The following is a 15,629-nucleotide window of genomic DNA, read 5'->3' as shown; positions in this document are numbered from 1 at the left end:
TCTTTTTCCTGCTTCGTTCTTCCCGGCACACATCCTCGAGAAACGATCGTATCTTCGACTACAGGTCATGAACGAACGCCTCCGCCTCTTGGATCACCTGCTCCAGCACGGCATAGACCTGCATCAACACCTCCCAGGGCACGTTCAAGGGCGGTTCCAACCGGATCACCCGTGGATGATTCAGCGTATACCCGACGATGATCCGCTCCTCCATCATTCGCCCGATCACAAATCCGCCGACACCTTCCTTTGTCAACTCTATCCCGATCAACAACCCTCGACCGCGGACATCGGCGATCACCTGCTCATGCCGGCTCGCCAGTTCTTTCAACCGGCTGAGAAGCCAGTCACCCTTCTGGCGCGCCTGTCCCATGAGATCCTCTTCGATGGTGACCTCGATGGCGGCCAGAGCGGCGGCACAAGCCAAGGGGTTGCCGCCAAAGGTGCTCGTGTGCAACCAAGGATGGTCAAAGAGCGGCGCCCACAGGGCGGGCCGTCCCACCACAGCGCCAATGGGCATGACGCCGCCACCGAGCGCCTTGGCCAGGCAGAGCAAGTCGGGGACAAGGCCCTCTTCATCACAGGCAAAAAGGCTTCCCGTGCGTCCAAGGCCTGTCTGCACCTCGTCGGCGATCAGGAGAACCCCCGCTTGCCGACAAAGGGCCTCAACCTCCTTCAGGTACCCTCGCGGGGGCACGATCACACCGCCTTCCCCTTGAACAGGCTCTACGATAAAAGCGGCGATATGCCGGTCTCTTGCCATCACCTCCTCTAACGCCGCCGCATCGCCAAAAGGAACATGGATCACCCGGGGTAAGAGGGGGAGAAAAGGCGCCCGGAAAGGCTCACGCCCGGAGACGCTCAAGGCGCCGAAGGTCTTGCCGTGAAAGCCGTTGATCGTTGCGATAAAACCGCTTTTACCCGTGGCCAGGCGGGCGATTTTGATGGCCGCCTCGACCGCCTCGGCGCCGGAATTGCAAAAGAAACAATACTGCAGATCGCCCGGTGTTATGCCGGCCAGGGCTTCGGCAAGGCTCGCCGTCGCCTTATCCAGAAGGAACCGCGACGTTTGGGCCAGACCGTTTAACTGTTCCAGTATAGAAGCGATGATCCGGGGATGGCGGTGTCCCAAGCTGAGAACTCCGAAATTACCCAAAAAGTCGATATACTCCCGCCCCTGTTCGTCATAGACGAAGCATCCTTCCGCGCGAACAGCCGTGGAACCCATCCCCATCAAACGGAACAGGCGCGCCACCGCCGGGTTGATATGATTTTCATAAGCCTCCATGACGGTTGCCATCGAAGGCACCCCCCAACCAACCAACTTTTTCTAAATGTATATTCCAACCGAGATAAGCCATGCGCCCATATACACATCCTTTTGCTGCACAGGGGTCGCTTCATGAAAGACAAAGCGCCCCGGGGAAGCCACAGAAGGGCTTTTCCGGGACGCTTTCACGAAATCTGTTTTGTTGAAGATTCAGCGAAAGGACTACTGCATAGGCATCTGCATGCCTTGGGGCGATTGGAAGGCGTTGAGGAAATTGTTCGTCGTCTTGTCCGGCATCGTCGGCACCTGATACATGCCGCGCTGATTCATAAACTGGAATACCTCGTAAGCCTTGTTGATGCAGGACTGGGCGCCGCTGACCATCATGGAGCGCAAGGTGGGATCGGCACATTCGAGTGCCGCCTGGGTGTGGAGAATGGCGCCCCACTTGGCGCTCCCCAGCATCTCTGAGGCGACATCCCGGTCATCCAGCTGATTGACCGAGCTGTTTGGCTCTTGCGGTTGCGGATTGCGCAACCCGTAGGTCGGGCTGGATGTGCGCGGCATCCGATAAGGCACGGCGTTAGGCGCCCCTTTGTGGTGCAGGTAGTTGACCGTGTTCTGGTAGCTGGTGCGCATGAACTGGATCTGGTTGTCCATGATCTGCGCCAGCTGGGAATCCTTCACATGAGGCCGGAGGAGCTCAAACTTGTTGATCCCATTGATCGTGGTTTGCAGAACCTCATGAACCATCAACGTCTCATGGGCGCCAAACTGCTGCTGCCCACCACCGGTCATATTCATCCTGCCCACGTCGGTTGCCGTCGCGCCGCCGATGCCGACGCCCATATGGGTCCCGTAAGGATTTACCGGCGAGCCGTATACCTGTTGTCCCTGTTGTTGCACAGTAGTCCCTCCTTGATGAATGTCCGGCTTTAGGCTTTCCCGCAGCGCCGGAACTCATGCAGAGGAATGATTGGTATCTAATGGAAGAGCAGCAGAAAAGCCTTTCCCGGTTTGCATCCGGGAAAGGCTCCTGTCTTCGAGACAGTTTCGAAAGTGCTGAGTCGAGTATTTAACCTGCTTTGAATCCCTCGTCATTGGCGGCCACGTCGCCTTCCAGTTCAAAGGCCTTGTGAATGGCCTGGACGGCGCGCTTCGCCTCGGAGGCGCTGACGACACAGGAGACCTTGATCTCTGAGGTGGCGATCATATCGATGTTGATGCCCTCGTCGGCGAGCGCCTCGAACATCATGGCGGCCACACCGGGACGGCTGACCATGCCGGCGCCGACGATAGACACTTTGGCCAGATCGGCGTCATAGGTGAGCCCGCCGGCGCCGATAGCCTCATTGACCTCCTTGACGACCTCGACGGCCAGCTCCAGATCGTCCTTGCCGACGGTGAAAGCGATGTCGTTCTTATCATCGCGCATGGCGCTCTGGATGATCATGTCCACGTTCACCCGCCGTTCAGCCAGGGCCTTAAAGAGCGTGCGAGCCACACCCGGCTTGTCGGGCACGTCAAAGAGTCCGATTTTCGCCACGTTCAGGTCATAGGCTACGCCTCTGACCATCATATCCTTTTCCACTTCGTCAACGACCTCCTGCACGATGGTTCCGGGGTTGTAATTGAAGCTAGACCGCACATGGATGGGCACGTTGTATTCCTTGCCCACCTCGACCGACCGGGGATGGAGCACCTGGGCGCCCAGGCTGGCCAGTTCGAGCATCTCGTCATAGGTGATCCGGTTGAGCTTGCGCGCATTGGACACGACGCGGGGGTCAGTCGTATAGACGCCGTCCACGTCGGTGAAAATCTCGCATACATCGGCCTTCAGCGCTGCCGCTACAGCCACCGCCGTCGTATCGGAGCCGCCGCGACCGAGCGTGGTGATCTCGCCTGTCTCTGTGGCGCCCTGGAAACCGGCGACGATGACGATATTACCGGCGTCGAGCTCCAGACGAAGCCGTTCGGGGTTGACGTCGAGGATCTTCGCCTTGCCATGGACGTGTTCCGTCAAGATGCCCACCTGCGGGCCCGTCAGGGAAAGGACAGAATGACCCAGTTTGTCGATGGCCATGGCCAGCAAGGCGATGGAGACCTGTTCTCCTGTAGCCAAGAGCATGTCCATTTCGCGGGCCTTCGGCTTGTCCGTGATCTGCCTGGCGAGATCGATCAGGTCATCGGTGCTGTCCCCCATGGCCGACACGATCACGACGACCTGGTTGCCTGCCGCTTTCGTCTCCACGACTCGGCGAGCAACCCGCTGGATCCGTTCAGGGTTGGCGACAGAGGAACCGCCGAACTTTTGTACAACGATGGCCAACTCGGTTCACTTCCTTACTCAATCCAAAAGATCATGAAAATTGACGAACAATCAAGGTTGCAATGGGTGAAAAAAAGAAAAAAAGATTTGCCTACACGTTGTAGTACATTATATTCAGCCGTTGCCTGGAACGGTTCTCGCTTTTTGTCGATCCCTGTGGTCGATTATATCACCTTTGCGCCGACAGCGCAGGGTTTTAATTCTTTCGTGACACAGGATACGCCGTGGCGGGCGAAGGTTTCTTCCATCGCCTGCGCCACTTCTGCTGTGTTCTCCCGCGCGAAAGCGATCAGCGTCGGACCGGCGCCGCTGAGCACGGCCGCCAGCGCGCCGGCTTCCCGAGCGGCGGAGAAGACATCGCCCATGCCGGGGATCAGCGGTTCCCGGTAAGGTTGGTGGAGGCGGTCTTCCATCACCTTCGCCAGCAGATCCCAGTCGTTATGGATGAAGGCCAGGATGACCATGCTGGTGCGCGACACGTTGAAGACGGCGTCCTTGAAGGGCACGACAGCCGGCAAGGCGTTGCGAGCCCGCTTGGTGGCCAGGGGAAAGTCGGGAATGGCGACGATGGCGCGCATCCCATAGGGCGGCGGGATCTTGCGGCTGACCACCTCGGTCCGGTCGCCTTCGGCGATCATGGCCGAAACGACGACGCCGCCGAAGAGCGCCGGCGCCACGTTGTCGGGATGCCCTTCAAAACTGGTCACGATCTCCAGGATTTCCTGATCGCTGAGACAGTTGCCACAGAGCTCGTTGGCCGCCACGGCGCCGCCGACTAAGGCCGCCGCGGAAGAGCCGAGGCCCCGCGCGACAGGTATCTCGTTGCGCAGTCTAAGACGCAATCCGGCGGGCTTTCGCCCGGCAAGCTCGTACACCTGCCGGACCACCCGGAGGACGATGTTTGACTCGTTTCTGGGGATGCTGGCCGCACCCTCCCCCTCTACGTCAACGACAAAGCCCTCGCCCGTTTCCGTCAGTTCCACATGGTTGTATAAGTCCAGGGCCATGCCCAGGGTGTCAAAACCAGGCCCCAGGTTGGCCGTCGTCGCCGGGACGATCACCCGCACCGTAGGAGAGGCGGTTTCTCGCATGGTTAAAAAACCTCCCGCAGAACAGCCTCTTCTGTGGCCGGCACCATGATCGGGCCGCCGGACACCGTTTTGATCGCATTGTCAGGGTCTTTCAAGCCGTGGCCGGTGAGAACGCAGACGATCTTGGCGCCTTCGGGCAGGATGCCGGCTTGACGCTTTTTGATCACGCCGGCCAGGGAAGCAGCTGATGCCGGTTCGCAGAAGATGCCTTCCTGAGAGGCGAGCAGGCGATAGGCCTCGAGGATCTCCTCGTCGGTCACATAGTCGATAAAGCCGCCGGAGTCGCGGGCTGCCGCGACAGCGCCCTGCCAGGAAGCGGGGTTACCGATGCGGATGGCCGTGGCCACCGTCTCCGGTTTCTCAATGACACGGTCAAAGACGATGGCGGCGGCGCCTTCCGCCTCAAAGCCGATCATCTTGGGGGTCTTGTCCACCTTGCCGGCCTGCTTCCACTCGACAAAGCCTTTCCAGTAGGCGGTGATGTTGCCGGCGTTGCCGACAGGGATGGCCAGGTAGTCGGGCGCATCGCCCAGTTGCTGGCAGACCTCGAAGGCAGCCGTCTTCTGCCCTTCGATCCGGTAGGGATTGACCGAGTTGACCAGGGTGATGGGGTGTTTGGCGCAGATGTCGCGGACGATCTTCAGGGCTTCGTCAAAGTTGCCCTCGATGGCGATGACCTTGGCGCCGTAGATCAGCGCCTGGGCCAGTTTGCCGAGGGCGATCTTGCCTTCGGGGATGATGACGATGCACTTGATGCCGCAGCGGGCGGCATAGGCGGCGGCAGCAGCGGAGGTGTTGCCCGTCGAGGCGCACATGATCGCCTGGGCGCCCTCTTCGACGGCCTTGGCGACGGCCATGACCATGCCTCGATCCTTGAAGGAACCGGTCGGGTTGAGCCCTTCATATTTGAAATAAAGTTCGGCGCCGATTTGTTGGGAAAGCCGAGGCGCGGCGATGAGGGGCGTGTTACCCTCGCAGAGCGACACCATGGGCGTCTTTTCGGTCACCGGCAGAAAGTCTTTGAATGTGGGGATGATGCCCTGCCTATTCATACTATGTTCTCCTCTCGCTGATTCAGCCGCGTTCGACGCGGATCACGTTGCCGACGCGCTCGACGCTCGGCATGTCGGACAGGATCTTAAGCGCCATCTGCAGGTTGTCCTCCCGGACAGGGTGGGTGACCAGCACGATCTCGGCGCTGTCGCCGATCGTCTCCTGCTGGATCAAGGTCTGGATGCTGACGCCCTGGTCGCCGAAGACGCCGGCGATGGCGGCGAGGACGCCAGGCTTCTCCGTCACCACCAGGCGCAGGAAGTATTTGCATACGATCTCGCCGATGGGGCGAACCGGCTTCTGGTGATAGCAGGTGCAGGAGATGCGGCCCGTATGGCCCTTGATGATGTTGCGGGCCACGTCGATGATATCGCCGACGACGGCGCTGCCGGTCGGCATGTCGCCGGCGCCGCGGCCATAGAACATGGTCTCGCCGACGGCGTCGCCCTTGACGAAGATGGCGTTAAAGGCGTCGTTGACAGCGGCCAGGGGATGGCAGTCGGGGATCATGGCCGGGTGGACGCGGGCCTCCACCTTGCCGTCGATCTCCTTGGCGATGCCGAGCAGTTTGATCGTGTAGCCCATCTGGCGGGCATATTGGATGTCGCGGGCCGTCACCTTGGTGATCCCCTCGACGTAGACGTCGTTCAGGGTGATCCGAGAGTTGAAGGCGATGGAGGCGACGATGGCCAGCTTGCGGGCGGCGTCAAGACCTTCCACGTCAGCTGTCGGGTCGGCCTCGGCATAGCCCAGTGCCTGGGCTTCTTTTAACACCTCGCCGAAGTCGCTGCCTTCCTGGGTCATTTTCGTCAGGATGAAGTTGGTCGTGCCGTTAATGATGCCTTTTAACTCTTCAATCCGGTTGGCGGCCAGGCAGACCTTGAGCGGACGGATGATGGGGATGCCGCCGGCGACGGAGGCTTCAAACTCCAGGTCCAGTTCTTTCGCTTCAGCCAGATCGAAGAGCTCCCGGCCGTGAACGGCCATCAGGTCCTTGTTGGCGGTGACGACGTTCTTGCCCGCTTTCAAGGCCGATTTGATATAATCAAGGGCGGGATGAATGCCTCCCATGAGTTCGACAACGATGGAGATCTCTGGGTCTTCCAGGATGTCGGCAGGATTGTCTGTCAACAGGGCAGGGTCGACGACAACAGGGCGTGGCTTATGCAGGTTGCGAACGAGCACTTTTTTGACCTGCACCGGCCGTCCCAGCCGCTGGGCGATATCCTCCACCCGGTTTTGCAGGATGCGCAGCGTTCCGCCCCCGACTGTTCCCAGACCGAGCAGACCGACCATGATGGGTTGTTTCATCGGATGCACCTCGCTAATTCCTCTCACTTATTCTACAGTTTATTCCTCTTCGCTGCCCACCAGTTGGGCGCTGCGGACGCCGGTCAACTGTCTCAGCTCAGCCAAGAGCCGTGGCAGATCGACGGACATCCGGCTCCTGTCCAACACAAAAGCCACAGGCGCAAGGCCTTTTTCGGGAACTGATTGGTTGATCGTCAGGATGTTGCCCTCCATCGCCGCTACCGTGTTCAGCACCCGCGAGAGGATGCCGGGATGGTGTTCGAGCAACAGGCTGACCGACACGATGTTGGACCGTCCCGGTTCCCGAAAAGGCAGAACGCCATCCTTGTATTTATAATAGGCGCTCCGGCTGAGACCCACCTTCTCGACAGCTTCACTCACCTTGGTCACCTCGCCCTTGGCCAGCATCTCGTTGACCAGGGCCGTCTTCAGGATCGCTTCCGGGAGGATATCTCCGTCGACCAGGTAGAAACGCTTTCCCCCATCGTTCATGATTTCACCTCTGTCCATCTGGGGAGGAATGTTTCTCTGTATGGTAGACATTATATCGGTTTTACCGGCTGTTCGGCAACCCCAAGATGAAGATTCATACAATTTCCCTTTGCACCGGCTCATCAGGCATTGGCAATGCCCGGAAATAAGACAGTCGTCCCGTTTTCGTTCACCCCGTTTTTTGCCTTCGCCCCAGCCAACCGGCAAAAAAGACAGCGACAGCCATCACCGCCAGGGCGATAACGGCCAACAGCTGCGTCGGATGGTACCAGGCCCGGATCTCGAGAAACTGGATCGGCCGCTGGAAGGCGGTCAAGAGGTCTGTTTCCTCCGGCGGACCGAGGTTAAGGACATATTTTCCCCGTTGCCCCGATTTGTCAAAGACAGCGATGTAGTAATCGGCTTCGGCAGGAAGACGGAGCTGAAAGGCTTGGGTCAGCCAGAACCGGGCGCCGGACATGGCATCATTCAAGTCGCGTTCCCGCGCCGCCGGCTCGATCACATGGGCGCCCAGGCCGTTAGGGACGGTGAAGTAAGCGCCGTCATGAACACCCATCGGCAACCCGGGGCCGATGACAGCAACGGAAGGGCGAAACTTCTTTAATCCGTCGAGTTGCGGAACAGCCATCTCCAGGCGCAATTCGTCGCCGCTTTGCCCGTGAACGGTGAAGTAGTCAGTCTGACCAGCGTGAAAGAGCCTGCCATAGATGCGCATGCTCCGGTCCAAAGGCAACACTGGCGCGTCAGATCGGATGGAAGTGAACCGGTGGGCCGGAAAGATGGTATCAAAGGCCTGGGCTGGCGTCACAAAGAGGAAGAGCATCCACGCGAGCACCGCCAACCAGCTATTCGTCCTTACTCGGAGAAGCGGTGTCTTTTGCATCTTCCCTCTCCTCCCTGGCGAATCTGACTGTTTTTTCGTCGGATTAGGCAATTTTTTGTGTATTGGGCGTCGCCTGGCCCAACGCCGATCCCACCAATTGCCGGGCTGATCATCAAAACCGGTGACTTTTTCCTAACCTTTCCCTATCCACCTTCATAGTATGGTAGCGAAATCGACACTTCCGGTTTGCCGCCGACTTGGAGGAGGATTCGTTTACATGTCAGAACGCACATATTCTCGTGGTCCTGAAGAAACAATGGGCATCGCACCGGCGCGACGTCAGCCAGATTGCCGCTACGCCTGTCCGCAGGAGCCCTATTTGCTTCAGGCCATGCATCGTCAGGTCTGCCGCATGGTGCAGGCTCGCTGCGCCGAAATGTATTCCCGCCTATACCACGATATGCGAAGTACAGTCTCGGACATGATGAGAACAATCGAGCAAAGGGGTTATTGCCCAAGCTTGGTCGCTCCCGACTACCCTGTATCTCCCGGCCTTCCCGGCTACCCCGGCATGGTCCCCTCCCCTGGATCCGGTCCTTGGAGCAGGCCGGCGTCTCCTGTTTTGCAGTCGTGGTTTCCCATGCCGACCGCGCCAGGGGCGCCGGAAAGACCAGGCGCCTGCTCCTTGCCAGACTCTCCCTCCCCTGGGGAACAACCGGCGGAGCAGATGGCCGAAAGGGAACCATTGCCGACGCCCGCCTCGGCTCCAGCCCCCGGCAGCCGACCGCTCCCGCGCCCCAGTCGGCGTCCGACGCTGATCATCCCGACGAATTCCGACGAGAAGCCTGCGCCCACCTCTTCTATCAAGGTGACCTTTGGCCCTGATTCGGTACAGACGATAGCGCCTGCTGAGGAACAGGAAGCTATCCTTTTGGCCGCCGTCACGAATGACGACATTGACGCCCCTGCGGAAGAATCGGTGAGCGGCGCCGAGAAGACGACAGAGCCTATGGCGTCATCGGAAGCGAAGGCCGAAGAAAGCGCCAAGGTGAGCCTATTGGAAATCGCCGATGAAGGCAGCGATGATGAAAAAAAGGGGGGGCAAGAAGACAAGAGGGGTTTGCCTTCCCGCTGACACGTCTTACGCCTTTTTCATTGATGCTGTCTGATTGCCGCTGTTCGAAGGCTGTAGGGTTTTTGCTGTGTTTGTGGATCGGTCCCTTTCAGCAGGCTCTACAGGTTCGGCAGCTGGGGTTGCTTTTTTCGGTCTTGCTGACTTTGTTGACCTCGTGGCTGCCGAAGAAAACTCCAGGTTCATCACCCCTGTCTGGGCGTCAAAAACGATAACTGCCGGATAGGGCTTTTTTTCTTTTGTGTAAAAGCGCAGGCGAGGGGAGCGGCCTTTTTCCAAAAGAGCGAGTGCCGTCTTTTCGGTGATCCCCTTGCCTCGGAAGGTCTTCCAGATCGTGACGGGGCATTGCTCAACCTTCCAGTTGGCGCAGACATAAGCCTTGCGGTTTTCCACGATGGCGCCGCCGCAGCGGGGGCATGTCCCAAGTCGCCGCGCGCAGGCACTCTTGTCATACCAACTTTTTTCGGCGGCCTCCAACTGCTTGACCAAGTAGACGGCCAGGTCGGACACGCGGCGGTTGAATTCGAGGGGCTGGGCGTTGCCGCGAGCGATCTCATTCAGGAACTTCTCCCAACGGCCTGTCATCTCCGCTGACAACAGGAGGGGGATCTCGGACTTTTCCACCAGGCTGATGAGGGCCATCCCCTTCGGGGTCGGTTCGATCTGCCTGCCCTGCAGTTCGATATAACCGACCTCCTTCAGCCGTTCGATGGTGGCCGCACGGGTGGCCGGCGTTCCCAGACCGGCGTCTTTCATGATCTCCCGCAGTTCCTCGTCATCTAACTGCTTGCCAGCCGTCTCCATAGCGGCCAACAGGCTGCCTTCCGTGTAGGCTTTGGGCGGTTCCGTCTGCTTTTCCAGCACCTCAGCGCCGGCGCAACGGACCGCCAAACCGGCCCGCTCCGGAAAGCGCTCCTGTTCTTTCGGCGGTGTCCAACCGCCGTCGACAACCTTCCAACCGGGATCGATGATCGTCTTTTCGGCGCTTCGGAAGACTGCGCCGCCGAGATCATCCGCCTCTTTGCTGTGCGCGCTGTCCAAAACTGCAGTCGCCATACCAAGGTCGCCGACGGGTAGGTCTGTCGCTTTGCCGGTAATGCGCTCGAAAGGCACGACGGTGAGAACAACCCGTTCACGATAGCGAGCCGGCAAATAGTAGTGGGCGAGCACACGCCGGACGATCCGGTCATAGACCTTCCACTTATCCCCCACCAGCCCGGTAGGAACCAGCGTCGTCGGCAACAGTGCATGGTGATCCTCGACCGCTTCAGGCCGGCAGATGTTCCGGTTGCGCTCATGGACCAGTTGTGGGTTACCCTGAGCGACGAAGGGGCCGTAGACGGGGTGGCTGGCGAGGCCGGAGACAACGCGCCGAAGCAAGGCCAGGCCATGCTTATCGACAAATCGGCTGTTCGTGCGGGGGTATGTGATGAACTTGCTGTCGTAGAGCTCTTGGGCGATCTTGAGGGTCTTGTTGGCGGAAAAGCCGAAGAGGCGGTTGCACTCACGCTGCAGCGTCGTCAGGTCATAGAGGCGGGGCGGTAGCTCCCGGGACTCCTTCTCGTCGACCTGGCGGACCTCGCCGTTCCGGCCGTCCACTGCAGCAGCGATCGCTTCTGCCTTACCTTTTTCATTGAGGCGATGCGCCTCACCCTTTTCCCGGAGCCAAAGACCCCGGTAATCACAGCCTTCGCCGCGAAAGCGCGCCCAGACCTCCCAGTAGGTCTCGGGGACAAAGGCATCCCGCCGCCGGCGGTTCTCACAGATCATGGCCAGGACTGGCGTCTGCACCCTGCCCAGGGTGAGCAGCTCGCCAAAGCGGGTCGTAAAGGCGCGGGTGGCGTTGATGCCGATCAGCCAGTCACCCTCGCTGCGGCAGCGGGCCGATTTGAACAGATTGTCATATCGGTCGAGGGGCTTCAGGTCGGCCATGGCCGCCCGGATGGCTTCGGCGGTGAGAGAGGCCGTCCAGAGCCGCCAAGCCGGCATCTCCTCCAGGCGCAGGTAGGCAACGATGTAGCGGAAGATCAGTTCACCTTCCCGGGCGGCGTCACAGGCGTTGATCAGTGCCCGGCTCTTTTTCGCCAATCCGGCGATGGTCTTCAACTGGCCTTCTGTCTTCTTCACTGGCCGCAGCTGAAAGTCGGGGATGATCGGCAGGTCGCCGAAGCGCCAGCGTTTGAGGCTGGAGCGATAGTCCTCCGGTTCGGCCAGTTGAACGAGGTGCCCGACGGCCCAGGTGATGTAGAAGTCGGGGCTTTCAAGGTAACCGCGCTTTTTTTGATAGGTGCCGGCGACAGCCTCGGCGATGGCTTCAGCGGCGCTCGGCTTCTCGGCGATGATCAAGGTTTTCAACGTTTCCTCCCCCGAGGATAAGAAAAGCGGGGCATCCACTGCCCCGCTTGGCTACCCACGGTATTCGAACTCGATCAAGTGTGCTTACATGGAAAAGCGGCTGGGGAAAGCATCGGATGGTGATTCCTTCTCCTAGCCTGATGTTCATTCCTATTCCTGGTTGTCCAGGTATTCCTGCACCTCGGCGTTGGCCTCATCTTCTTTGACGGCGCGTATGCTCAGGGAGATGCGGCGCTCGGCTTCCTTGATGTCGAGGACCTTCACCTTGACCTGGTCGCCCACGGAAACGACGTCTTCCGGCTTGTTGACGCGGCGGTCGGCCAGTTGGGAGATATGGATCAGGCCGTCGACGCCCGGTTCCAGTTCGGCGAAGGCACCGAAGGGGGTGAGCCGGACAACAGTGACGGTGATGATGGCGCCAATGGGGTATTTCTCGGAGACGGTGTTCCAAGGGTTGGGCAATACCTGTTTCAGACCCAGGGAGACTTTTTCCTTCTCGCGGTCGACCTTGAGGACATAGACGTCGATAACGTCGCCTTCTTTGACCACTTCGCTGGGATGCTTGATGCGGCCCCAGGACATTTCAGAGACGTGGAGCAGGCCGTCAACGCCGCCCAGATCGACAAAGGCGCCGAAATCGGTCAGACGGCGCACAGTGCCGCGGCGGGTCTGACCTTCTTCTATCTCTTCCCAGGTCTTGGCACGGGCCTCTTTGTACTCCTCTTCGAGGACGACTTTCTGGGACAGCACGGCGTTGTTCCGGCGGGTGTCGATCTCCATGATCCGCATCCGCAGGGTCTGGCCAATGTACTTTTCCAGGTTTTCTACATAGCCCCGCTCCACCTGAGAGGCGGGAACGAAGCCGATGACGCCCACATCGACGCGCAGGCCGCCCTTGACGACGGCGATGACTTCGCCGGTGATGATGTCGCCGCGCTCTTTGGCTTCTTGCAGGTGAAGGATTTTCTCCCGTTCGATGGCACGGCGGCGGGACAGCACCAAGGTGCCGTCTTCCGATTCAGCCTTGAGGATGACGACCTTCACCTCGTCGCCGACTTTGACGATATCGCTAGCCGAGTTAGGCATCCGGGTCGCCAGTTCCCGAATGGGGATGACGCCTTCCGATTTGCCGGCCACGTCGACGAGCACCTCATCATGAGTGACTTTGACGACGATGCCGGTGATCAGTTGGCCCTCTTCCATCTTCTTGAGAGACTCGGCGAACATTTTGTCCATATCCTCGACTTCATTCTGCGGCTCCTGGACTTCGATCGCTTCTTGCTTTTGTTCGTTCAGTTCGGTCGTTGCCTGTTCCTGGTTCACATCGGTCATTCTTTGTACTACCTCCTCGATTATCCAACGGGGGGTGGATGCCCCGGCAGTTACCCCCGCTTTTTGCTTGCCTTGAAACCATTCAGGGTCTAATTCGTCAGCCGTCTCGACATGGTAGGTCGGTACGGCAGCGCCCTGGCAGATCTGCGCCAGCTTCGCCGTGTTCGAACTGTTGCGTCCGCCGACGACGACCATGACGTCGACCTCTGCGGCCAACCGCCTGGCGGCGTCCTGGCGTTTGCTCGTGGCCGCGCAAATGGTGTTGCGCACCGCCAGTTCGATCGGCTTGCCACGCAAGGCCGACTCGATGTGGCGCAAGGTAGCCTCTTTTAGGGTAGTTTGTGCGATTAGCGCCGCCTTACCCTGAAGATCGAGGGCTTTCGCCTCCTGCTCGTCAGCGACGACGAGGGCTTTGCCGCCAGTCCAGGCAACGATGCCCTGCACTTCCGGGTGATTCCGGTCGCCGGCGACGATCACCTGATATCCCTGGTCGGTAAAGTCCTTGGCAAGCTTCTGCACCTTGTGGACGAAAGGACAGGTGGCGTCGACGATGTCAAAGCCACATTGCTTCGCCTGTTCGTAGACCTCAGGACCAACGCCGTGAGAGCGGATGACGAGCTTTCCGGATGAGGCTCCTGCCAGGTCTTTCACTTCCTCTACACCCTGCCGGGCAAGCCGTTCGACGACCTGCGGGTTGTGGATGAGCGGCCCGTAGGTGACCACCCGGTTGCCTTGTCCGACTTCCTTCTCCACTTGGTCGAGCGCCCGTTGGACGCCAAAACAAAACCCAGCGTGATCCGCCAGGAGGACTTGCAAACCCATCACTCCCCTATTCGTCTGCTTTTATTTTCGTGATCAAACGAATAAATCCTGCTTGTGCTCTAAAAAACTCTCTCCATTTTAGAAGAAAAGGGGAATCGGGCTTAAAATATAGGATACTTCGCGATTGCCGGGTTATCCATAGCAAAATAAATCATCCCCATCGCATTGCGGGGATGCCCTATTCGCTCGATATGAAAATAGTACACCGATTTTTAATTGTTCATTTCTAGGCTTTGTTCAAAATTTCCTTCGCATGATTCACTAATCCCGTGATTTCCTCCATTATCTCGTCCGATAATTCATGCAGCCGCTGCGATGACAGCCGCTTCCCTTCCGCCGCCTCGATCCGGAACGGCCGACCGATAGAAACGGAGAAAGGCCGAAACCATCCCCTAGAGAAGACCTTCCTGCTGTTGTGTAGGCCTACCGGAAGAATGTACGCTTGCGACTTGGCGGCGATCATGGCGGTGCCCGCTTTGGCCTCGCCCGTCTCACCGGTCTTGCTCCGCGTTCCTTCCGGGAAGATGCAGATCACCTTGTCCTCTGCCAGGATATCGAGCGATTTTTTCAAAGCCTGGCGTCCGGGTTTCCCCCTATCCACTGCGTAGGCGCCGCAGGCAGTCATCACATAAGACAAGACCGGGATCTTGAACAACTCCACCTTGGCCATGAAATGCAGCTGCCGTGGTAGGGCGCAGGCCAAGATCACCGGATCCCAGTTGGAAACATGGTTGCTGACGACGATCAACGGTCCATCAAGGGGGACATTTTCCAGCCCGCTGATCCGCCAATGACAAAAGTGTTTGAAAGGGAAGCGAAAGAGCGCCCGCAACAGGCGGTAGAGCCAGTAGGCCGAAGCGAGTCCTCTCCGTTCCCTTTCTTCCAGATCGACAGCGCCGGAGCGGATCTCGTCGTTCATCGTCCATCCCCCGTCCGGCTATGTACCATATCCAACAGGCGTCCCACCACTTCTTCAAAGGCAAGGCCAGTCGTATCGAGGTACAGGGCGTCATCGGCCTGGACGAGCGGCGCCGTCTCCCGGGTGAAATCCTCCCGGTCACGCCGCTCCATATCGTTGCGGAGTTGCTCGAAGTCGACATCCATCCCTTTGAGGATCATCTCCTTGAAGCGTCGGCGCGCCCGTTCTTCCACGGAGGCGGTCAGGAAAACTTTGACTTCGGCCTGGGGCAACACATGGGTGCCGATGTCGCGGCCGTCCATAACGACGCCGCCTTGCTCTGCCAACTTCTGTTGCAGGCGCATCATGGGCGCACGGACACCGGCCACAGCAGAGACGCGGGAAACATGGCGAGACACCTCGGGCGTGCGGATGGCGTCGGTCACATCCTGCCCGTCGGCGAGGACGGTCAAACCGCCGGGAAGGGGCAGCAGCGCAATGTCCGCCTGCTCCGCCAGCCGGGCCAAGGCCTCGTCGTCCGACAAGGCGATCCCCTTTTGCAGGGCCAGCCAGGTCAGGGCGCGGTACATGGCGCCTGTGTCGATATAGAGATAGCCCAGGCGTTTTGCCAACTCCCGGGCGACGGTGCTCTTGCCGGCGCCTGCCGGTCCGTCAATCGCTACTTGGATTCCGGCACGGGTCACAATTCTATCCCCTTCGC

At 59.3% G+C, this 15,629-nt stretch carries 13 protein-coding genes; 1 reads left to right on the top strand and 12 read right to left on the bottom strand.

Going from position 1 to position 15,629, the window contains the following annotated elements:
• Positions 1-58 precede the first annotated feature (58 nt).
• The 8 genes from HM1_RS08735 to HM1_RS08700 form a co-directional block, all read right to left on the bottom strand.
• Complete coding sequence (locus tag HM1_RS08735; protein ID WP_041313637.1) at positions 59-1,300, bottom strand: aspartate aminotransferase family protein; 1,242 nt, start codon at positions 1,298-1,300, stop codon at positions 59-61.
• A gap of 192 nt (positions 1,301-1,492) precedes the next feature.
• The gene (locus HM1_RS08730) at positions 1,493-2,176 is read right to left on the bottom strand and encodes a spore coat protein (protein ID WP_012282999.1); all 684 of its coding nucleotides are present in this window, start codon (positions 2,174-2,176) and stop codon (positions 1,493-1,495) included.
• Between the two features lie 169 nt (positions 2,177-2,345).
• Complete coding sequence (locus HM1_RS08725; RefSeq protein ID WP_012282998.1) at positions 2,346-3,599, bottom strand: aspartate kinase; 1,254 nt, start codon at positions 3,597-3,599, stop codon at positions 2,346-2,348.
• A 164-nt stretch (positions 3,600-3,763) separates the two neighbouring features.
• Complete coding sequence (thrB, locus tag HM1_RS08720) at positions 3,764-4,690, bottom strand: homoserine kinase (protein ID WP_012282997.1); 927 nt, start codon at positions 4,688-4,690, stop codon at positions 3,764-3,766.
• Positions 4,691-4,692: 2 nt separating this feature from the next.
• Positions 4,693-5,742: a threonine synthase gene (gene thrC, locus HM1_RS08715; RefSeq protein WP_012282996.1), complete on the bottom strand. Its 1,050-nt coding sequence runs from the start codon at positions 5,740-5,742 to the stop codon at positions 4,693-4,695.
• 22 nt (positions 5,743-5,764) lie between these two features.
• The gene (locus tag HM1_RS08710; protein ID WP_012282995.1) at positions 5,765-7,054 is read right to left on the bottom strand and encodes a homoserine dehydrogenase; all 1,290 of its coding nucleotides are present in this window, start codon (positions 7,052-7,054) and stop codon (positions 5,765-5,767) included.
• Positions 7,055-7,093: 39 nt separating this feature from the next.
• Positions 7,094-7,546 carry an ACT domain-containing protein gene (locus HM1_RS08705; RefSeq protein WP_012282994.1) on the bottom strand — a complete coding sequence of 151 codons (453 nt, stop codon included), beginning with the start codon at positions 7,544-7,546 and terminating at the stop codon, positions 7,094-7,096.
• A 169-nt stretch (positions 7,547-7,715) separates the two neighbouring features.
• Positions 7,716-8,429, bottom strand: coding sequence for a hypothetical protein (locus HM1_RS08700; RefSeq protein WP_148207116.1), 714 nt, complete (start codon positions 8,427-8,429; stop codon positions 7,716-7,718).
• A 625-nt stretch (positions 8,430-9,054) separates the two neighbouring features.
• Between HM1_RS08700 and HM1_RS08690 the strand changes: the two genes are divergently transcribed.
• Entirely contained in the window at positions 9,055-9,504 is a 450-nt protein-coding gene (locus HM1_RS08690; protein WP_148207115.1) for a hypothetical protein, read from the top strand.
• A gap of 6 nt (positions 9,505-9,510) precedes the next feature.
• On the opposite strand, the gene HM1_RS08685 is transcribed toward HM1_RS08690, so the two are convergent.
• The 4 genes from HM1_RS08685 to cmk form a co-directional block, all read right to left on the bottom strand.
• The gene (locus HM1_RS08685) at positions 9,511-11,856 is read right to left on the bottom strand and encodes a type IA DNA topoisomerase (RefSeq protein ID WP_012282991.1); all 2,346 of its coding nucleotides are present in this window, start codon (positions 11,854-11,856) and stop codon (positions 9,511-9,513) included.
• A gap of 150 nt (positions 11,857-12,006) precedes the next feature.
• On the bottom strand, positions 12,007-14,010 hold the full coding sequence (locus HM1_RS08680; RefSeq protein ID WP_417999845.1) for a bifunctional 4-hydroxy-3-methylbut-2-enyl diphosphate reductase/30S ribosomal protein S1: 2,004 nt from the start codon (positions 14,008-14,010) through the stop codon (positions 12,007-12,009).
• A gap of 226 nt (positions 14,011-14,236) precedes the next feature.
• Positions 14,237-14,929: a lysophospholipid acyltransferase family protein gene (locus tag HM1_RS08675; protein ID WP_012282988.1), complete on the bottom strand. Its 693-nt coding sequence runs from the start codon at positions 14,927-14,929 to the stop codon at positions 14,237-14,239.
• Positions 14,926-15,612, bottom strand: a complete 687-nt coding sequence (gene cmk / locus HM1_RS08670; protein WP_012282987.1) for a (d)CMP kinase — start codon at positions 15,610-15,612, stop codon at positions 14,926-14,928. Before cmk ends, HM1_RS08675 begins: the two co-directional genes overlap by 4 nt.
• Positions 15,613-15,629 lie beyond the last annotated feature (17 nt).

This window comes from Heliomicrobium modesticaldum Ice1, assembly GCF_000019165.1.
Taxonomy (GTDB): domain Bacteria; phylum Bacillota; class Desulfitobacteriia; order Heliobacteriales; family Heliobacteriaceae; genus Heliomicrobium; species Heliomicrobium modesticaldum.
This window is presented reverse-complemented; position numbering and strand designations above follow the sequence as displayed.